This is a genomic window from Devosia rhodophyticola (assembly GCF_028816475.1).
GTDB lineage: Bacteria > Pseudomonadota > Alphaproteobacteria > Rhizobiales > Devosiaceae > Devosia > Devosia rhodophyticola.
In genome coordinates this window covers 2,237,816-2,256,270 of sequence record NZ_CP118247.1, presented here as the reverse complement: position 1 = coordinate 2,256,270, position 18,455 = coordinate 2,237,816, and the positions used below count along the sequence as shown (strand labels likewise).

Genomic DNA, 18,455 nt, shown 5'->3' with positions numbered 1-18,455 from the left:
GAGAGAGCACAAATGGGTAAAGTTACAGGCTTTCTCGAGATTGATCGCGAAGAACCACGCTACGAACCAGCGTCAGATCGCGTGCGTCATTTTGGCGAATTCACCATCCCCATGTCAGAGGGGCGGATCATTGATCAGGCGGCGCGCTGCATGGATTGCGGCGTGCCCTATTGCCATGGCGATACCGGTTGCCCGGTTAACAACCAGATCCCCGACTGGAACGATTTGGTTTATAATGGCGATTGGAAAGAGGCGACGCGCAATCTGCACTCAACCAACAATTTTCCCGAATTCACCGGCCGCATTTGTCCTGCGCCGTGCGAAGAAGCCTGCACGCTCAATCTTGAGGACGTTCCTGTCGCCATCAAGACTGTCGAGCAGGCTATCGCTGACCGTGCCATTCGGAATGGCTGGATCAAGCCACAGATAAACCCCAACAAGACCGGCAAATCGGTTGCCATCGTAGGCTCCGGCCCTGCGGGCATGGCTGCGGCCCAGCAATTGGCGCGGGCCGGTCACGACGTTCACGTCTATGAGCGTGAACCTAAGGCTGGTGGCCTGCTGCGCTATGGCATTCCCGATTTCAAGATGGAAAAAGAACATGTCGATTTCCGTATTGATCAAATGACTGCCGAAGGCGTCACTTTTCACTATGGCGAGAATATCGGCGTAACCCGTCCCCTGTCAGACCTGCAAAATCAACACGACGCCGTGCTGCTGTGCGGCGGCTCCGAGCATCCGCGCGACGTCGACGCTGAGGGCGTAGATCTTCACGGCGTGCATTTCGCCATGCCCTTTCTGGTGCAGGCCAATCGCCGTTTGGGTGGCGAAGATATTTCTGGCGAGGCCCAATTGATCGCCGCCAGCAAACACGTTGTCGTCGTGGGCGGAGGCGATACTGCCTCGGACTGTGTCGGCACCTCCTTCCGTCAGGGCGCCATTGCAGTGACCCAACTCGATGTGCGCACCCAACCGCCCCATATGGAAGACAAACTGACCAACTGGCCCAATTGGGCGGTCAAGATGCGCACTTCATCCTCTCAGGCCGAAGGCGCCATTCGCGAATTTGCAGCCGGCACCATGAAGATCATTGGCAATGCAAAGGGTGAGGTTACCGGCGTTGAAGTCGCGCGCGTTGATCGCAAGCGTCAACCCATTCCCGGAACCGAATTTGTTATCAAGGCAGACCTGGTGCTTTTGGCTATCGGCTTTGCCCACCCGATCCACGAAGGCATGCTTGCCCAGCTCGATGCCAAGCTTGACCCACGCGGCAATCTGTTGGCCGATACGTTCAGCTATAAGACAACTGTCGGCAAGGTTTTTGCCGCTGGCGACATGCGTCGCGGCCAGTCGCTGGTGGTCTGGGCCATCCGCGAAGGGCGCCAGGCCGCCCGGGCCATTGATCTTGAGTTGATGGGGCGCACGGACCTGCCACGCTGAATGTCATTGGGGTGCCTTCGGGCGCCCCATACGCCACCATCAAGGCACGGCGGTCGAGCCATCTTCATCCGGCACCAAACCAACGCCAAACGCATCCACCCGCCCCATCGGTGCCTCAATGAGCTGCTCCAGCGGAAAAGGCTCGGTGCGCGCCAGGTCATGGGACGTCAGAAGTGTCCCGGCGGGCGCCGCTGATCGTCCCAGCGGGATCACGGCCCCTGCAACTTCAAGCAACCGCGTTTGCCCTAGCCCCTGATAAGGCAGCCGGACCATGGCGCCGGCATCAGTCCCCCGCAACGAATCCGACACCGCAACCGTGACCGCACCACCGCGGTAAAAGTTCCGAATTGGCTGGCTCAGATAGAACGCCAGTTTATCAGCGCCAGCGCTTGAAAAATGAATGCCGTCACTCTTGCGCATTCGCGCATTCTGCCCGTTCACATCGGGTCCATAGGACGAATATTTGCCATCCTCGCCCAAAAACCGTTCATAAATATCCAGGAACTCAGCCCCGCCCGAAACGCTGGCCAGCCGCTGCACGGCGCTGATTTCTCCAATGGCACCCGAATAGCCCGATTTGGACATTGGCGGCAGCCCAAGCCAGATCACCGGTTTGCCCGCAACCCGCAACTGGTTGAGAAATTTGGCGATACGCTCCTTGTAGATTGCCGTCCAACCTTCGCTCAGCGGTGAATAGCCCTTGCCCCCCTCGCGAATTTCCTGTCGATCATTGATACCGATGATGACAATGGCCAGATCAAAACTGTCAGCGGCAACCTGCTCGCCAATCGCGCGGTTCCAGTCAAAAAAATCATCGCGTACAAATCCCGACGAGCCCACCCCTTCATTTATCACTTCTAGATTGGGATCGCCCGCATAGCGTCGCTCCAGCGCCTTCGACAGGTCCACAGCCAATGAATCGCCAAACACTGCCAGCCGTGTCGCCCCTTGGGTCTTTTCTATTGTTGGTGCAGGCTGGCTCGCTGGCGCACTGGCCACCGGTGCGGCCTTGCGCGTCCGTTGTTGCTGGCGCACCGGCGGTGGCGGAGGGGCGGGGGCGGCTTCCTCACCAAACAGCATGTCAAAAAGCGTCCGGCGTTTTTCAGCCTGCGCCAATTCGACCCGCTCCTGCGCCCATGCAGGCGCCAGGTCGTTAACAACAAATACGGCCAACAGGGCAATAAACAGAACTCGGAACATGGTATCTCTGGCAATAAACTTCTGTCAGTTTATCGCATGCCACAAGGCTTGGCCAACGCCATTGCGCCAAAGTTACTGCACGGCCGCCTCAAGCTCGGCGTAACTGGCCCGGGTGATGAAACCATCGGCCATTTCGCCGCGAGAGGCCTGAAACCTGGCGTAGGCGCGTTGGCTGATCGGCCCAATCCGCCCATCGACCGCCCCCTGATAAAGGCCTAGCGAAATCAGCGCCTCTTGAATGGCCTTACGTTGACCAAGATTGGGAAATTTGGTGCTGCGGGGCCAATCGTGGACAAAACTGCCACTTCCCTTGAGTCGATCCGTCATGTGCGCCACCGACAGCGCGTAACTGTCAGAAAAATTATAACCTTTGAGCGCCAGATAATTCTGCGTCATCAAAAACTTGGGCCCATCCTTGCCAGCGGGAACATAGAGAAAGACCGGCACTGACAAATCGGAAAATTGCCGCCCCTTGACCCGGCTAACGCCCCGATCAGCATAAAACGCCACTGGCCGCAACTGCTCACGCTCGGCCAACAGATAATCGAATCCATCGGGCAACTGCACCTCAAAGCCCCAATCAAGGCCCGGCTCATACCCAAGCGCCAACAGAAATTTCGCACTGGTCGCCAGCGCATCAGCCAGCGAATGGTGCAAGTCGATCCCGCCGTCACCGTCGCCATCGGTACCATAGGCGACAACGCTTGATGGATTGACTTGCAGGTGTCCTATGGCGCCCGCCCATGATCCCACCAGCTGCCGACTGTCGAGCGGCCCACGCTGCACCAGTTGCAGGGCGGCAATCAAATCGGCGGTGTCCTCCTTAAGCCGCGAGCGTCGCTGATGTACCAATGTGGCCAATGACCGCACAATCGGGCGGATAAGGCTCGTATTGCCAAGCACCGCGCCGTAATCGGTCTCCATGCCCCAGATCGCCCCAAGAATATAGGGATCAACGCCGTAACGCGCGCCCACCGCTTCGAACAGGCCAGCATTGGCCCTCATGGCGGCCTGCCCACGCCTAATTCGTCCAGCACTTACCCGCGCATCCATATAGTCCCAGATCGGGGTGGTGAACTCGGGTTGACCACTCACGAGCGCCGGCGTTTTCGGATCAGGTGTTAGCCCTACCATCGCAGAACGATAGGTTGCCTCACCAATTCCCGCAGCCTTTGCCACACCGGCGAACCCGGCGACAAAGGTGTCAAAGCTCTCGGCGGGCTGCGCCAGAACCGGCCCGCACGACAGCGTCAAGAACGCCAGAACAAACCGAATCCGCATCAGTGGCTCCCAAATGAGACGAACCACCTTCCCAAATTAGCGCCTCGATGAAAACCCGCTAACCGCGACTGATCTCTAATCCAAGTGCTGCCCATTGGACAATTGCGGCAGCCGTGAGTGGTCCGGAATGGCTTGACCCGCTCGACCTCGCCGGGCATTAGGCACCGATCATATCCTGACGCGAAAGATTTTCCATGAACCCTTGGCAGCAATTGGACGTCGCCAGAATGCCCGGCAATGGGGGCGATCTGCGTCTGATGCAGAGGGCCGCTGAATATTCAATCATGCTGGGAACCACCGAGTTGATGAACAGCCGCCTCAGCGGCTCCGAGGAAGCGCTGGCGGTTCTGTCCTGTCGGCGGCTCGAACCCTACAATCGCCCCCACATTCTTATTGGCGGGCTGGGTATGGGATTTACCTTGCGCGCTGCGCAAAATGTGTTGCCGGCCGATGCGCGCATAACCGTTGCCGAACTCGTGCCCGCCGTCATCGATTGGGCGCGCGGTGCCATCAAACCTGTGTTCGGTGATTGCCTTGAAGATTCCCGCACCACTATCTGGCAAGGCGATGTCGGTAGCCTCATTGCCAACAGCGAAGCGATGTTCGACGCAATTTTGCTCGATGTGGACAATGGCCCCGAAGGACTAACCCGGCGCGCCAATGACGACATTTATGCATCTGCTGGATTGCGCGCGGCCCAAAAGGCCTTGCGTCCCGGCGGCATATTGTCAGTCTGGTCGTCGGCCCCAGATCCAGGATTTACCCAACGCCTGGGGCAGGCAGGGTTCAAGGTCGAGGAAATAAAAACGCGCGCCAACGGCAAGCGTGGCGCGCGTCATGTTATCTGGATGGCAAAGAAAGCCTAGCGCTTGCGGGCTTTGCGCGCTGCATAGCGCCGATCACGCTCGGCCTTTTTCTCTTCTTCGGTCTGAGCGCGTTTGGCTTCGTCTTCGGCTCGTGCCTCAGCCTCGGCCGCTGCCGCCGCTTCTGCTGCCGCCTTGGCCTCAGCATCCTGGCGCTCTGCCTTCTCGCGCTTTTCCTGCTCGCGCAGCTTTTGCCGCTCGGCCCGCGCCGCCGCAAGGGCCTCGCGCTCGGCTCGCTTGGCAATCATTTCGGGATCATCCGGCTTCGGCGCGGCCTTAAATTTTTCCAGAAGCCGCCGTTTGGCTTCTAGTGCTGTCTGGCGGCGTTCGGAAAAGCCGGTGTCTCCGGGCTTCGTCATATAGTTTTTCCTTGTCGATTATCTGGGTTTCAGCCGCATGACGCATTTGCGCAGGCCTGCCAATATGTCGGCCAACCGCGCATTTTCACGCGTCAGCGCCTTCGGTGGGCCGACATAGCACCCTTGGTGGGTGCATTTCCATGCCCAATCTGCCGCACGCACCACAAAAACCACGCCAAAGCGTTCGAAGGCCCCATTTAGCGATTTGCCGCAACACGCCGATTCTCGATAGTCTCAGCTAAAGTTGCCAGTAATATTCGATACTAAACTTGACCACCAAGTGCAAAATTAATGATAAACTGTTAAAACAAATTTCCACAGAAAATGCCTACAGCGCAAACTGTCTAAATCATTCTTAAACTTGTCAAATATACAAAATATTTGCACAGGATTATTATTTTCACTTACGTTAAGGTCAGCCCTTTGACTTATCGGTATTGTGTGGTTATGTTCCCCACTCTCCAAATATACACAGGAACGACCTTATGATATTCAGCTGGAAACGAGCAGCTATTGTCACGGCGCTTTGCGTGACCATTCCCCTTAGTCTGCCTGTCCAGGCTCAGGATAATGCATGCGGTACCGATCGGAAGATCGACATTGCTGAGATGACATGGCCATCCGCCGCTGCTTTGGCCCGCATCCACGCCACCATTCTTGAACAAGGTTTTGGCTGCAACGTCGAAATCGTCAGTGGCGACACAGTGCCGACATCTTCGTCGATGTTGTCGCGCGGTACGCCCGCGATTGCGCCTGAACTCTGGACCAGTTCAATCGAAGAACCCTGGGCCAAGGGCGTTGCCGATGGCAAAGTGGTCAAGCTAGGCGACGCCATCACCGATGGCACTGTTGAAGGCTGGTTTATCCCCGCCTACGTCGCTGCAGAACATCCCGAGTTGAAAAGCGTCGACGATGTTGTGGCCCGCCCTGATTTGTTCCCTGATCCAGAGGACACCTCAAAGGGTCGGCTCTATTCCTGCCCTCCCGGCTGGACCTGCGAGATTGCGACCGAGGCCGAATATAAAGCCTATGGCATGCAAGACACCTGGAACCTGTTTTCTCCCGGTTCGGGCGGCTCGCTCGATGCCTCGATCTCGCGCGCTTTCCTGCGCACCGAACCGATCCTGTTTTACTATTGGGGTCCAACAGCTATTCTGGGCAAGTATGACGCGGTCCAGTTGGATATGGGTGCGGTCGACAAGGAAGGCTACGCCTGCAACACCAATGCAGATTGCGACAAGCCACCCGTCAAGACAGCCTATCCATCTTCGCCTGCCATCATCGGTGCGGCTTCGTGGATACCTGAAGAAGCGCCCAACGTTGCCGCCTATCTTGCCAAGGCTGGCCTGAGCAACGCCGAAATCAGCAAGCTGCTGGTTTATGGTGATGAAAATCAGGCCGACGCCGAAGCAACGGCTGAAAACTTCCTCAAGACCGAACAGGATACCTGGACCAAGTGGGTATCCCCTGAGATCGCGGAAAAGGTTATCGCCAGCCTTTCGTAGACGGCCATCGCAGAAAATCGTAGCGGCCGGGTTTTCACCCGGCCGCAATTGGTACGTCACGAGGACAAAAAATGTTCCCAGAAATTATTGATACGCGCCCGTTGCGCAAGTCCATTGATGAGGGCCTTAACTGGGTCGTCACCAATTGGAGCCAGACGTTTGAGGCCATCGCGCACCCGCTACTGGTCCTTCTCAATCTCATACAAGGCCTGTTGTTAGCCACCCCCTGGTGGCTCATTATTGCCATTTTGTGTGCCATTGCATGGCAAGCCACGCGGAGCTGGAAGTTCCCGCTTCTTGTGGCAGGAGCCATGTTCTTTCTTGGATTGATGGATCTTTGGGAAGATTCCATGATCACAATGGCGCTCATGATCGCAGCCACATTGACCACGATCGTCATTGCAATCCCGGTCGGCGTTTTCATGTCGCGCTCCACACGCGTGCGCCAGATACTGACTCCGCTCCTTGATCTGATGCAGACGCTGCCCAGCTTCGTCTATCTTATCCCTGCCGTGATGATTTTTGGCCCCGGCAAGATTCCAGCGCTTATCGCCACGATCGTTTACGCCGCACCGCCCCTGGTGCGCTTGACCGATCTCGGTCTTCGCTCCGTCGATCCGGCCGTTATGGAAGCCTCGCGCGCCTTTGGCACCAACCCAAGCCAACGTCTGTTTGGTGTACAAATACCGTTGGCCCTGCCTACTATTCTGGCGGGCGTCAACCAGACCATCATGATGGCGTTGGCCATGGTGGTGATCGCTTCAATGATCGGTGCCGGTGGCCTTGGCTATCAGGTCCTTCAGGGCATCGGGCGCCTCGAAGTCAGCCGCGGTCTGTTTGCGGGCCTTGGCATCGTGGTGTTGGCCATTGTCTTTGATCGCACCACCCAAGCCTTCGGCAAACAACTGCAGGCAAAAATCGGCATTACCGAGGCGCGCACATGAACGCAATAACTGACAAGAACACGATGGCAGATAGCGCTCCCGCCAACGCCATTGAAATGCGGGGACTAACCAAAATATTTGGCAACGATCCCCAAAGCGCCTTGGCCCTGCTCGAGTCGGGACGTTCCAAGACCGATGTACAGGCAGAAACAGGCCACGTCATCGGGCTCAACAATGTCTCGCTCGATGTAGCCCGCAGCCAGATATTTGTGGTCATGGGGCTTTCGGGTTCAGGCAAGTCTACCCTGATCCGACACGTCAATCGCCTGATCGACCCCACAGCGGGCGAGATCATCGTCGACGGCGTCGATGTGCTCAAGATGAGTCTTGAAGAGCTTCGCGCCTTCCGACGAACCAAAGTGGCCATGGTCTTTCAAAAGTTCGGCCTTTTGCCCCACCGTTCAGTGATCGACAACGTCGCCTACGGACTAGAGGTACGCGGTGTCGGGCGCAAGCAGCGTCTCGAAACAGCTGAAAAATGGATCGAGACTGTTGGTCTCAAGGGTTACGAAAACTCGCGCATTCGTCAGCTTTCCGGTGGTCAGCAACAGCGTGTCGGCCTCGCGCGGGCACTCTCGCTCGACACCGATATCATCCTGATGGACGAGGCTTTTTCCGCGCTTGATCCACTGATCCGTGCCGGCATGCAGGACGAATTGATCACCCTGCAAAAAACTCTGCACAAGACCATCCTCTTCATCACCCACGATTTTGACGAAGCCCTCAAGATCGGTGACCGGATTGCCGTTCTCAAAGATGGTGCGTTGGTTCAGGAAGGCAAACCCGAAGACATCGTTCTTCGCCCCGCCAACGAGCACATCGAAGAGTTTGTTGCCCAGGTCAACAAGGCCCGTGCCATCCACGTGCGTTCCATCATGGAAAAGGGCGATCACGAACCTTGCGAGCAAAGCGTTGACATGGACGCGCGTTGCGAAGATGTGCTGCCACTATTTGCCGAGCAACAATGGGTGGGCGTCATGGATCGCGACGGCAGGCAGGTCGGGCGCGTCACAGCCAAGCAGGTCATCAAGGCCTTGGCCCGGCACACGCCGGGCGTTCCCTGAGGTTATTCTTGCCTAACGATTGCGCGTCAAAAGGTGACGCTCCCATTCGTAGGCTGATGTCACGATCTCGGTCAAATCATCGTGCTGGGGAACCCACCCCAGCACGGATCGCACCTTTTCCCCGGTTGCCGTAATAGAGGCAGGATCGCCGGCGCGACGAGGACCCTCATCGACCCGGAAGTCAACGCCCGACACCGCCTTGACCGTGTCGATCACCTGACGCACCGAATAGCCCTGTCCATAGGCGCAATTGAGTGTTGAACTATCCCCGCCGCCCCGCAAATGCTTGAGGAGCAACGCATGTGCCTCAATCAGATCGGTCACATGGATATAGTCGCGGACGCAGGTGCCGTCCGGGGTTTCATAATCGGTTCCGAAAATATCCATCTTCGGGCGCTGCCCCAATGCTGTCTGCGCCGCAACCTTGATCAGATGGGTTGCCAAAGGCGTTGACTGACCGCTGCGCTTTTGCGGATCAGCTCCCGCCACATTGAAATAGCGCAAAACCCCGTAGGTCATGGGGTGAGCCGCTGCCACATCGGCCAGCATCCATTCTGTCATCAGTTTCGAGCGTCCATAAGGCGACATTGGGCTGAGCGGTGTCTGTTCCACCACGGGCGCCAGCCCGGTCATCCCATAAACCGCTGCGGTCGACGAGAAGATGAAATGCTTGACCCCACCCTTGACCGCTGCAGCGATCAGGTCCCGCGAGGTCGCGGTGTTGTTGCCGTAATATTTAAGCGGATCGACCACCGATTCAGGCACAACAATCGAACCGGCAAAATGCACGATTTCATTGATCTTGTGGGTTGAAATCAGATCACCCACCAAGCTCTGATCGTTTGCCGAACCCTGGACAAACCGAGCGCGCCCATCAATCGCCCAATCATACCCGGTGACCAGATTGTCCAGAACGACAACGTCCTCGCCCGCATCGGCCAAGCGCAGCACCATATGGCTACCGATATAGCCCGCGCCGCCTGTCACCAGAACCGCCATTCGATTAACCCCTGTCACATATAACCAATTTTGACGTCATGCTAATCTCTAGGTATTGAGATAACTTTACACGTCCATTCAATGCGGAGCAGTCGATTGCAAAAACGTGTCAGAACCGCCGTGTTTCCCGTCGCAGGCCTTGGTACGCGTTTCTTGCCCGCGACCAAAGCCATGCCCAAGGAAATGTTGACCGTGGTCGACCGTCCGCTCATTCAATATGCCGTGGATGAAGCGCGCGAAGCTGGTATCGAGCATTTTGTGTTCGTTACCGGTCGCAACAAGGGCGTCATCGAAGATCATTTCGACCGTCAGTTCGAACTTGAAACGACGCTTGAAACGCGCGGTAAGACAAAAGCTCTTGAAGAACTGCGCCAGGACCTGCCCTCGGCCGGCCGTACCAGCTTTACCCGCCAACAAGAGCCATTGGGGCTCGGCCACGCCGTATGGTGCGCCCGCGAACTGGTCGGCGACCAGCCTTTCGCCCTGTTGCTGCCCGATATGATATTCAAGGCCCGACCGGGCGTTCTCAAACAGATGATCGAGGCATACGAAACGGTGGGCGGCAATGTCATTGCTGTCGAGGAAGTCCCACACAGCGAAATTTCCTCCTACGGCGTCATTGGGCGCGGTGCCGGCGACGATTCCGGCTTCGCAATCACCGAAATGGTCGAAAAACCCAAACCCGCCGACGCCCCCTCCAATCTGATCATCTCGGGACGCTATATATTGCAGCCAGGCATTTTTGATCTACTCGCCAATCAATCGCGCGGCGCCGGTGGCGAAATCCAGATCACCGATGCCATGCAGACGCTCCTGCAATCCCAACGTTTCACCGGCGTAAAATATCAGGGCCGCGCCTTCGACTGCGGCTCCAAGATCGGTTTTTTGACGGCCAACGTCGCTTTCGCGCTGGATCGCGACGATATTCGCGAAGGCTTTGTGGCCGAACTGAAAAAGCTCAACGTCAATCTCAGCCAATAGCGAGATGTTTGCCGCATTAGCCGGCAACATCATATCCAGCGGCGAACGGTCGATTTGTAATCAAGATAAGTCTGGCCGAATTTCCGCTCCAGATAGGATTCTTCCCGCGCGATAACGCCATAGCGCAGCAGGAAATACAGCGGCACCATCATGGCGAGCAGCCAAAGATCGTTGAACCCAATGGCAAAAGCGGCCTGGCCGAGCAGCATACCGACATAAACCGGGTTGCGGGTGAAGCCAAACGGACCGCTTGTTACAATCGTTGTCGTCGGCTTGTTGACCTCGATCCGGCTACCCGCCTTGCGGATTGTGGTAATGGCCCATATCGCCAACGCAAAACTGACGGCAAAAACCGCGATCCCGATCCAGACATTTGGCAGGGAAACTGGCATGAAAGGTAGTGGATATAGCCAACCCAAAGCCAATCCGACAAGGACGGTGGCGCCCCACCCGATTGGCGGCTGAACCACTGCGCCAGAACTATCGGTCGATCCACTCATTGCAGAACCCACCCTGTTACCGGTCATCAGATTAGCATGCAGATCGGGGATAATACTAGCGTTTGAGCGTTACACCAACGCTAACCGTATGGCTGTCTTCGGTGCCATCGGCGGTGCTTTCACTGTGATCATAAGCATAGTCCGCTGTAACCGAGGTTTGCCTGTTGACCTTATATTGCGCCCCTGCCCCAAGTCCAAAGCCACGCTCGGTATTGGCCGTGCCCGAAAAGCTCGCCGTGCGCCAATTAGCCAGACCATTCACGGCCAGCCACGAGTTGATCGTATAGTCGATCGTGCCGCGCGCCGCATATTCGGTTCTTGTGGTGCCGCTTGAATCGGGGCCCGGCGGTTCCACGGTGGTGGTAAAGCCACCGGTCAGCCTGAGCGTTGAATTGGGCAAATAGCTGACGCTCGCGTCATAAAGCGTGCTGCGCACTTCACCGAGACTAGCTTCGTCGAACCGGCGAAGCCCGACGCCTGCCGTTGCCTCCGCCTCCAGAACACTGCCCCACTGCCCCTTGATTCCTGCTTCAAGGCTTACGGATGTGGCATCAGTCTTGACCAGGAGAGTCGGGGAAGCGTGATCGAACATGTCGCGGCCCACGCCTGCCTGCGCAAAAACCTCGATGATTGGCGTTACACGATAGCCAACGCGCAATTCGCCGTCCACGCCCCAGATATTCTGATCGCCATTATCGACCACCGCGCCCGTCGTCAGCGTGCTCTGGCCATAAATTGTACGGTTGATCGCGCCGGTTATCCCGACATTGAACCGACTCAACTGCCGACTGACCCCGAGACTGCCGCTGCCTGAAATACTGGTTGGTGCACTTGCCACGCTGCTGGGCTGGCCCGGATCGCCCGCCTCGGGTTGATCGATCGTCAAGCCCAATGCTCCGGTCAGGCTGGTGTCCTGATCAAGCTGATAGTCGCCGTCAATTCCCAGGCGTAGCCCACTCACACTGATCTGGTCTTTGATTGGCTGCCGCACCTCGCCACTGGCATCAATATTGAGATTGGCCCGGTTGCCCTGGTGCTTGAGCGAAACTTCAGGAGCAAGAATTGCCTCATAGCGCTCACCATTCCCGTCGCGTCGATAAGTGCCGCGAAGCGACAGGGTCCAATCGGTCACAAAAAATGGCGTAAAGGGCTCCCGCAGCTGTGCCCTTTTCGGCAATGGATCTGGGGCAAGCGGATATTGGTTGGCCGGCAAGCGTGCTTCTGCGGCAACTGGATCAGCCCATGCCGTTCCCGCACCGGCCAACACCAGAATAGAGGCTGGAAGCAGAACTGCCCTGCCAGAAAAAATTAGCCGCCGGGACACTGTCTGCTCCATGGGCCGCCCAATGCGCGCCGTGCCGACCGATCAGGAGCGACACTAAGTGGTCATGGGACAGGCCGCAGCCGGTCCCTTATCAAGGCCACGATGCCAGATTGTGGTTAATGAAACCTTGCCAGCGCGTACCGAAATGAACCGTTTTGGCTGTTTTTTGGAGCGCCCGCTTCAGATCCGCTCGACTTTAAGCACTGCCCCCTCGCTGCCCACAACGCGCACCCGCGTGCCCGCAGGCAGGTTCGGCCCCGAAACGCGCCACACAGTGTCACCCAACGATAATCGCCCGTAACCGTCCACCACCGGCTCTTCGAGCACGCTCTCGTGCCCCACAAACCGGTCGGCACGTCGGTTAAGATAGGGACGGTCACTATTCTGGTGACGATTGCGGTTAAAGCGCACCCAAAGCGCAATGCTGACAAGGCTCAGGACGCCGAAAATTAGCCACTGCCAGGGCCAGGCAATGGGCTGGACCATTACGATCAACCCTGTCGCGATCCCCGCGATGCCCAACCACAGCAAGAAGCCGCCCGGCACCAGCAATTCGAGCCCGAACAGTACGAGCCCCGCAACGATCCACGACCAGGCACCATATTGACCAATGAAATCCACAATGCCCATGTCTGCCCGCCTATTGGCCGGTGGTGGGCGGACGCCCGGTTGGACGCGGCGCACTTGGTGCTCCACCGCCGAATGTCTCGCGGGCGATTTCAGCAATACCGCCGATTGAACCAATGACGCTCGCCGCCTCAAGCGGCAGCATCAGGATTTTCTGGTTTGGTGAGGTTGCAATGCCTTCGAGGGCCTTGATGTAGTTATTGGCGACAAAATAATTGATTGCCTGCACGCTGCCACTGGCAATGGCGTCTGACACTGCCGACGTGGCCTTGGCTTCAGCTTCCGCAGAACGTTCCCGAGCCTCAGCATCGCGGAACGCGGCTTCCTTGCGCCCTTCCGCCTCCAGCACCTGCGCCTGCTTGGCGCCTTCCGCCTGCAAAATCGCGCTCTGGCGGCGCCCTTCCGCTTCCAGAATCGCCGCGCGCTTTTCACGTTCGGCCTTCATCTGCCGGCCCATTGAATCAACCAGATCCTTGGGCGGATCAATGTCCTTGATTTCAATGCGGGTGATTTTTACGCCCCACGGCGACACAGCCGCATCGACAACGTGAAGCAGCCGCTTGTTGATTTCATCGCGATTGGACAACAACTCATCCAGATCCATCGACCCCATCACCGTACGAATATTGGTCATCGTCAAATTTAGGATAGCGTTCTGTAGGTCCGAGACTTCATAGGCCGCCGCTGCCGCGTCCAGAATCTGGTAAAACGTTACGCCATTGGCAGTGATCGAGGCATTATCCTTGGTAATAACCTCTTGATGCGGCACGTCGAGCACCTGCTCCATGACGTTTATTTTCTTGCCGACAGTATCTATGAACGGCACGATCAGGTTCAAACCAGGCTTGAGCGTACGCGTATATTTGCCGAACCGCTCCACCGTATAATTATAACCCTGTGCCACCTGTTTGGCGCCCGAAAACAGCACCAGAATGGCCAATACGCCAATCGCCAACAGCGCCACACCTGAGCCATCCAGCCCCAATTCACTCAGTAGTCCCATGCTGATTCTCCCGCGAACGCTTTGGCAGACAATATTGACGCAGGGCCGCCGACGCAATCACCCAGCGGGCATTCCGTGGGCAGTACGGCGATCCGCTAGCATCGCCACCAGAATAACGACGAAGGCGAACCCCACCAGCCCCAGCGACAGCAGGTGCGCCCGCCCCCACTCCAACCGCTCGACCGAATCATAAATGGCCACCGACAAAACCTTGGTTTGTCCCGGAATATTGCCGCCAATCATCAACACCAATCCAAACTCTCCCACCGTGTGAGCAAAGCTCAATACCACCCCGGCGATATAGGCTGGCCGGGCCATTGGTACGGCCAGTGCCCAAAAAATCTGCCATCGCGACGCGCCAAGCGTCGTCGCCGCTTCAACCAGTTCAGGCGCAATCGCGGCAAACCCGTTGCGCAGTGGTTGCACCATGAACGGCAGGGAATAGACCACTGATCCCATAACAAGGCCCGGAAACGAAAACGCCAGCGTCCGCCCACCCCACAAACCGGCAAGCCAGCCACCCGGACCAAATGGGCCCAGTGTTATTAGGAGGTAGAATCCCAAAACAGTTGGCGGCAGCACCAGTGGCAGCGCCACGACGGCGGCAATCGCTTCCTTGCCGCGCCAATTGCTGCGCGCCAACCACCAGGCAACCGGCGTCCCCACCATCAGCAAGATGATCGTTGTCAGACCCGCCAACGCCAGCGTCAGCATGACCGGCGGCCAGATCGCCTCAAACTCGCCCACAGCCTATCGCTCCACCGGATCTGGCAGACCATAGCCATCAGCACCGATGATTGCCCGCGCTTCGCTCCCACGCAAAAAATCCATGAATGCCCGAGCGAAGGGATCATTCTCACCCCGCTCCAGCAACACCGCATCCTGCCTGATTGGCTGATGTAATGCCGCGGGCACGCGCCAGAAATTTTTCTGCGCCCCCATTTGACTCATCGCCACAAAACCCAGTTCGGCATTGCCGCTTTCAACAAATTGCAGCGTTTGGCTGATGTTTTCTCCCGTCACCAATTTTGGCACCATCGCCTCATATTTTCTTAGCGCCATAAGCGTTTCCACCGCCGCCCGCCCATAAGGCGCCGTCGCCGGATCAGCAATTGCCAACCGCTCAAAATTTGCATCGAGCAGGCCCGCGCCTGCGCTAAGATCCAGCGTTTTGCTGTAAAGAGCCAATGCGCCCACCGCATAGGTAAAAGCGTCCCCCACTGCCAAACCTTCAGCAATCGCTTTGGCGGGTAGCACATCGTCGGCCGCCAGAAAAACCTCAAATGGTGCGCCCTGACTGATCTGGGCGTAAAGCCCACCGGTTGACCCAAAACTCAGGACCAACCGATCCCCCGTTCGCGCCGCAAACGCTGTCGCCAGCCGTTCTGCTGTCGCGGTAAAATTTGCAGCAACAGCAACAGTGACTGTCCCGGCACTGGCAGCCCCCGCCAGCCCCCAAAACACCAGTCCCGACACCAGCGCCAACATCACTTTCATCGAATACCCGATATGTTTTTACAAACATATCCTTATCGCAAGTCGCTGACGGATCAGCAAACGTTATTTCCGACCAGACATATCGGAAATAGCCAACCTTAGAGCCGCAACATCGTCGGCAATCGCCAATCGGGTCTTGTCCTGCATCGCCCGGTAGTGGTTCAGGACCGCCTCGCCAAACGCACTGAGCTGGGCCCCGCCCTGCGCACTGCCGCCGCGACTGGTCAGCACCAGATCCTGCCCGAAACCGGCATTAAGCGCCTGCACCAGCCCCCATGCCCGCTTGTAGCTCATACCCATCGTCTTGCCGGCGGCCGAAATCGAGCCGCTCTTGGCGATCTGCTCCAAAAGGTCGGCTCGACCCGGCCCGATATAGGCCGTTTCGCTCAGCGTTACCCGCAAGTGCGTTAGCCCGTCCTCGGGCACTGTCGCCATTCTAGCCGCGCAGCGCCGCAGCCTCGCGCGCCAATTGCTCGATGCGCGCATAATCCCCTGCCTCGATCGCATCTGCCGGCATAATCCAGGAGCCGCCAACGCAAATCACATTGGGCAAACTGAGGTAAACCTTGGCCTTCTCAGGGTTGATGCCACCCGTCGGGCAAAAGGTAATGTCAGGCAATGGCGAGGCAAAGGCCTTGAGCACCGGCGCACCACCCAGTGCCTCAGCCGGAAAGAATTTGAGAAACGAATAGCCTCGTTCCGCCGCTGCCATCGCTTCAGTCGGTGTCCCAATGCCCGGCAACAGAGGAATGGCGACATCGTCGGCTGCATCCAGCAGGCGAGGCGATGCGCCGGGCGACACCATGAACCGGCACCCGGCATCAACCGACTGCTGCATGTGCTGGGCATTACGAACCGTGCCCGAACCAACAATGGCACCTGACACTTTGGCCATCTCGGTCATCACCCTGAGCGCATTTGGTGTGCGCAACGTCACTTCCAGAATGGGCAACCCACCCGCCACCAATGCTTCGGCCAAAGGCTGCGCCTTGGACACATCGTCCAGAATGATAACAGGAACGACCGGAGCCATGGTCAGAATGGAGCGAATGGCGGCTGCGTCTTGGGGCATGAAATCTCACTTTGTGGCGTGGGCGATAGTAAACGGTTAGTGGCTTGGAAATATTCCTGCAATGCAGTTCATTGAAATCCGACAAAAAAATCCCTAGGTTCCGCCCTGCCTTAATGGCTCACGAGAGGCTACGCCCATGGTTCAGACCATTAACGCGCTCACTCCCCTGCAGGATGCCCGCGCCATTCTTGCCCAGAATTACGACCTGACCTTTTCCAAGGCGGTCGAGCGCTCCACTGAAAAAGTGTTTGAGCGCGTCAAGGACAAGATACCTGAAATCGAGTGGCCATTTTATGCGCCGCTGATTTTCCAGATCAATGCGCTCAAGAAGGAAAAGGACGCGGTGATTCTGGCGCACAATTACCAGACGCCGCAAATCTACCACGGCGTTGCCGACATTGTTGGCGATAGTTTGCAGCTGGCAGTCGAAGCCACCAAGGTCAAGCAGTCGGTGATCGTCCAGTGTGGCGTGCATTTCATGGCGGAAACCAGCAAACTGCTTAATCCCGACAAGACGGTATTGATACCCGATAGCCGTGCCGGTTGCTCACTGGCGTCCTCAATCACCGCCGCCGACGTCACCGCAATGCGTGAAATGTATCCCGGCGTCCCTGTCGTCACCTACGTCAACACCTCCGCTGCCGTAAAAGCCGTGACCGATGTGTGCTGCACTTCCTCGAACGCGCTCGACATCGTCAACGCCGTCGAAGGCGATACCGTCATCATGATACCCGACCAGTTTCTGGCTCAGAACACTGCCAAGAAAACTGACAAGAAAATCATTACTTGGGCCGGGGCCTGCGAGGTCCACGAAACCTTTACCGCAGATGATATTTCCGAACTGCGCCACGCCTATCCCACGGCAAAAATTATCGCCCACCCCGAATGCCCGCCAGAGGTCATCGACGTTGTCGATTTTTCCGGCTCCACCGCCGCCATGATCAATTGGGTCAAGACCGAAAGGCCGCCCCGCGTTGTCATGGTCACCGAATGCTCTATGTCCGACAATGTCGCCTCTGAAACAACCGGCGTCGATTTCCTGCGCGGCTGCAATATCTGCCCGCATATGAAGCGTATCAATCTTGAGAATATCCTGTGGTCGCTCCACACCAATACCGAGGAAGTCATTGTCGATCCCGCGATCATTCCCGACGCGCGCCGCGCGGTGGAACGCATGATAGAAATGAGCCGAAAAGGCAACTAGGGCCGACCCAATATTCGGGTGCGATGCCAAGCCAATTGCACCCGATCCGGATGATAAAGCCGATCCTTGGGCAGGAACAGCTTTCCATCTGCATCCAGTTTTTCGGCGAACGCGGGCGCCATCACATCTCGGTCGGTAACCACTGAATAATCGTCACCAATCAGCCAGTGCCCCCGCGCAAAAGCGCTAGCCGCAGCATTGGAAAGGCTGAGAAAATTGCTCACATGCAAGGGACCGCCCAATTCACGCGGCCGAATGGCAACCACTGCCAGGTCCCCATGCACGCCCTGTGAGATCGGCTCGAACGCCGCCCCCGTCAGCGCACATCTAAAACCATAGGCAACCAGAACCTGCTGATAGATTGCCAGATGCGTTCCCAACTCAGGTGCCTGTTCAAACCAGGCACCCGCCTCCTGCGCACCCCAGGTCTCTTCATCATCATCAGCGTCCAAACCCGTCGCCCCGTAGCACGTAATCATCCCAACCATAATACTACCTATTTTGGTTGGGTCGACGAAAAATACATGGTGGCGACTTGCCCCCGGTCAGCGCATGGCGCCCCTGCACGGTGCAAAAATCAAGGCCAAGGGTG

Annotated in this window: 20 protein-coding genes; 7 read left to right on the top strand and 13 right to left on the bottom strand. The window is 57.4% G+C overall.

The window, feature by feature from the left end:
- Positions 1 to 12: 12 nt before the first annotated feature.
- The gene (locus PSQ90_RS11085) at positions 13 to 1,440 is read left to right on the top strand and encodes a glutamate synthase subunit beta (protein ID WP_282210372.1); all 1,428 of its coding nucleotides are present in this window, start codon (positions 13 to 15) and stop codon (positions 1,438 to 1,440) included.
- A 39-nt stretch (positions 1,441 to 1,479) separates the two neighbouring features.
- Here PSQ90_RS11085 and PSQ90_RS11080 read toward each other — a convergent pair whose 3' ends face one another.
- Positions 1,480 to 2,640 carry an SGNH/GDSL hydrolase family protein gene (locus tag PSQ90_RS11080; protein ID WP_282210371.1) on the bottom strand — a complete coding sequence of 387 codons (1,161 nt, stop codon included), beginning with the start codon at positions 2,638 to 2,640 and terminating at the stop codon, positions 1,480 to 1,482.
- 72 nt (positions 2,641 to 2,712) lie between these two features.
- The gene (locus tag PSQ90_RS11075) at positions 2,713 to 3,921 is read right to left on the bottom strand and encodes a lytic murein transglycosylase (protein WP_282210370.1); all 1,209 of its coding nucleotides are present in this window, start codon (positions 3,919 to 3,921) and stop codon (positions 2,713 to 2,715) included.
- 194 nt (positions 3,922 to 4,115) lie between these two features.
- On the opposite strand from PSQ90_RS11075, the gene PSQ90_RS11070 reads away from it, so the two are divergent.
- Entirely contained in the window at positions 4,116 to 4,787 is a 672-nt protein-coding gene (locus tag PSQ90_RS11070) for a spermidine synthase (RefSeq protein ID WP_282210369.1), read from the top strand.
- On the opposite strand, the gene PSQ90_RS11065 is transcribed toward PSQ90_RS11070, so the two are convergent.
- Positions 4,784 to 5,143, bottom strand: coding sequence for a DUF6481 family protein (locus PSQ90_RS11065; protein ID WP_282210368.1), 360 nt, complete (start codon positions 5,141 to 5,143; stop codon positions 4,784 to 4,786). The genes PSQ90_RS11070 and PSQ90_RS11065 overlap by 4 nt on opposite strands.
- A 530-nt stretch (positions 5,144 to 5,673) precedes the next feature.
- Between PSQ90_RS11065 and PSQ90_RS11060 the strand changes: the two genes are divergently transcribed.
- The 3 genes from PSQ90_RS11060 (at position 5,674) to PSQ90_RS11050 (ending at position 8,656) form a co-directional block, all read left to right on the top strand.
- Positions 5,674 to 6,648: an ABC transporter substrate-binding protein gene (locus tag PSQ90_RS11060; RefSeq protein ID WP_282210367.1), complete on the top strand. Its 975-nt coding sequence runs from the start codon at positions 5,674 to 5,676 to the stop codon at positions 6,646 to 6,648.
- A 71-nt stretch (positions 6,649 to 6,719) separates the two neighbouring features.
- Positions 6,720 to 7,592 carry an ABC transporter permease gene (locus PSQ90_RS11055; protein WP_282210366.1) on the top strand — a complete coding sequence of 291 codons (873 nt, stop codon included), beginning with the start codon at positions 6,720 to 6,722 and terminating at the stop codon, positions 7,590 to 7,592.
- Positions 7,589 to 8,656 (top strand): quaternary amine ABC transporter ATP-binding protein, encoded by a 1,068-nt coding sequence (locus PSQ90_RS11050; RefSeq protein ID WP_282210365.1) that lies wholly within the window; start codon positions 7,589 to 7,591, stop codon positions 8,654 to 8,656. The genes PSQ90_RS11055 and PSQ90_RS11050 overlap by 4 nt, the downstream gene beginning before the upstream one ends.
- A gap of 12 nt (positions 8,657 to 8,668) precedes the next feature.
- Here PSQ90_RS11050 and galE read toward each other — a convergent pair whose 3' ends face one another.
- Positions 8,669 to 9,655: a UDP-glucose 4-epimerase GalE gene (gene galE / locus PSQ90_RS11045; RefSeq protein ID WP_282210364.1), complete on the bottom strand. Its 987-nt coding sequence runs from the start codon at positions 9,653 to 9,655 to the stop codon at positions 8,669 to 8,671.
- A gap of 81 nt (positions 9,656 to 9,736) precedes the next feature.
- On the opposite strand from galE, the gene galU reads away from it, so the two are divergent.
- Entirely contained in the window at positions 9,737 to 10,636 is a 900-nt protein-coding gene (gene galU, locus PSQ90_RS11040) for a UTP--glucose-1-phosphate uridylyltransferase GalU (protein WP_407648112.1), read from the top strand.
- A 29-nt stretch (positions 10,637 to 10,665) separates the two neighbouring features.
- On the opposite strand, the gene PSQ90_RS11035 is transcribed toward galU, so the two are convergent.
- From PSQ90_RS11035 to eda, 8 genes are all read right to left on the bottom strand, one after another.
- Positions 10,666 to 11,136 carry a methyltransferase family protein gene (locus tag PSQ90_RS11035; protein WP_282210362.1) on the bottom strand — a complete coding sequence of 157 codons (471 nt, stop codon included), beginning with the start codon at positions 11,134 to 11,136 and terminating at the stop codon, positions 10,666 to 10,668.
- A gap of 55 nt (positions 11,137 to 11,191) precedes the next feature.
- The gene (locus tag PSQ90_RS11030; protein WP_282210361.1) at positions 11,192 to 12,460 is read right to left on the bottom strand and encodes a DUF5777 family beta-barrel protein; all 1,269 of its coding nucleotides are present in this window, start codon (positions 12,458 to 12,460) and stop codon (positions 11,192 to 11,194) included.
- A gap of 180 nt (positions 12,461 to 12,640) precedes the next feature.
- Positions 12,641 to 13,090 (bottom strand): NfeD family protein, encoded by a 450-nt coding sequence (locus PSQ90_RS11025; protein ID WP_282210360.1) that lies wholly within the window; start codon positions 13,088 to 13,090, stop codon positions 12,641 to 12,643.
- Positions 13,091 to 13,100: 10 nt separating this feature from the next.
- Positions 13,101 to 14,066, bottom strand: coding sequence for an SPFH domain-containing protein (locus PSQ90_RS11020; protein WP_282213040.1), 966 nt, complete (start codon positions 14,064 to 14,066; stop codon positions 13,101 to 13,103).
- Between the two features lie 81 nt (positions 14,067 to 14,147).
- Entirely contained in the window at positions 14,148 to 14,804 is a 657-nt protein-coding gene (gene modB, locus PSQ90_RS11015) for a molybdate ABC transporter permease subunit (protein ID WP_282213039.1), read from the bottom strand.
- A gap of 36 nt (positions 14,805 to 14,840) precedes the next feature.
- Positions 14,841 to 15,587, bottom strand: a complete 747-nt coding sequence (modA, locus tag PSQ90_RS11010) for a molybdate ABC transporter substrate-binding protein (protein ID WP_282210359.1) — start codon at positions 15,585 to 15,587, stop codon at positions 14,841 to 14,843.
- Between the two features lie 63 nt (positions 15,588 to 15,650).
- Positions 15,651 to 16,022, bottom strand: a complete 372-nt coding sequence (locus tag PSQ90_RS11005; protein WP_282210358.1) for a winged helix-turn-helix domain-containing protein — start codon at positions 16,020 to 16,022, stop codon at positions 15,651 to 15,653.
- 1 nt (position 16,023) lies between these two features.
- On the bottom strand, positions 16,024 to 16,659 hold the full coding sequence (gene eda / locus PSQ90_RS11000) for a bifunctional 4-hydroxy-2-oxoglutarate aldolase/2-dehydro-3-deoxy-phosphogluconate aldolase (protein ID WP_282210357.1): 636 nt from the start codon (positions 16,657 to 16,659) through the stop codon (positions 16,024 to 16,026).
- A gap of 136 nt (positions 16,660 to 16,795) precedes the next feature.
- Between eda and nadA the strand changes: the two genes are divergently transcribed.
- Positions 16,796 to 17,863 (top strand): quinolinate synthase NadA, encoded by a 1,068-nt coding sequence (gene nadA, locus PSQ90_RS10995; RefSeq protein WP_282210356.1) that lies wholly within the window; start codon positions 16,796 to 16,798, stop codon positions 17,861 to 17,863.
- Here the strand turns inward: nadA and PSQ90_RS10990 are convergent.
- Complete coding sequence (locus PSQ90_RS10990) at positions 17,860 to 18,315, bottom strand: hypothetical protein (RefSeq protein ID WP_282210355.1); 456 nt, start codon at positions 18,313 to 18,315, stop codon at positions 17,860 to 17,862. The genes nadA and PSQ90_RS10990 overlap by 4 nt on opposite strands.
- Positions 18,316 to 18,455: the final 140 nt, after the last annotated feature.

Bases quoted from the DNA above. Each gene is read 5' to 3' on its own strand.
- PSQ90_RS11085 (WP_282210372.1), top strand. From the start codon at position 13: ATGGGTAAAGTTACAGGCTTTCTCGAGATTGATCGCGAAGAACCACGC.
- PSQ90_RS11080 (WP_282210371.1), bottom strand. From the start codon at position 2,640: ATGTTCCGAGTTCTGTTTATTGCCCTGTTGGCCGTATTTGTTGTTAAC.
- PSQ90_RS11075 (WP_282210370.1), bottom strand. From the start codon at position 3,921: ATGCGGATTCGGTTTGTTCTGGCGTTCTTGACGCTGTCGTGCGGGCCG.
- PSQ90_RS11070 (WP_282210369.1), top strand. From the start codon at position 4,116: ATGAACCCTTGGCAGCAATTGGACGTCGCCAGAATGCCCGGCAATGGG.
- PSQ90_RS11065 (WP_282210368.1), bottom strand. From the start codon at position 5,143: ATGACGAAGCCCGGAGACACCGGCTTTTCCGAACGCCGCCAGACAGCA.
- PSQ90_RS11055 (WP_282210366.1), top strand. From the start codon at position 6,720: ATGTTCCCAGAAATTATTGATACGCGCCCGTTGCGCAAGTCCATTGAT.
- PSQ90_RS11050 (WP_282210365.1), top strand. From the start codon at position 7,589: ATGAACGCAATAACTGACAAGAACACGATGGCAGATAGCGCTCCCGCC.
- galE (WP_282210364.1), bottom strand. From the start codon at position 9,655: ATGGCGGTTCTGGTGACAGGCGGCGCGGGCTATATCGGTAGCCATATG.
- galU (WP_407648112.1), top strand. From the start codon at position 9,737: ATGCGGAGCAGTCGATTGCAAAAACGTGTCAGAACCGCCGTGTTTCCC.
- PSQ90_RS11035 (WP_282210362.1), bottom strand. From the start codon at position 11,136: ATGAGTGGATCGACCGATAGTTCTGGCGCAGTGGTTCAGCCGCCAATC.
- PSQ90_RS11025 (WP_282210360.1), bottom strand. From the start codon at position 13,090: ATGGGCATTGTGGATTTCATTGGTCAATATGGTGCCTGGTCGTGGATC.
- modB (WP_282213039.1), bottom strand. From the start codon at position 14,804: ATGCTGACGCTGGCGTTGGCGGGTCTGACAACGATCATCTTGCTGATG.
- modA (WP_282210359.1), bottom strand. From the start codon at position 15,587: ATGAAAGTGATGTTGGCGCTGGTGTCGGGACTGGTGTTTTGGGGGCTG.
- PSQ90_RS11005 (WP_282210358.1), bottom strand. From the start codon at position 16,022: ATGGCGACAGTGCCCGAGGACGGGCTAACGCACTTGCGGGTAACGCTG.
- eda (WP_282210357.1), bottom strand. From the start codon at position 16,659: ATGCCCCAAGACGCAGCCGCCATTCGCTCCATTCTGACCATGGCTCCG.
- nadA (WP_282210356.1), top strand. From the start codon at position 16,796: ATGGTTCAGACCATTAACGCGCTCACTCCCCTGCAGGATGCCCGCGCC.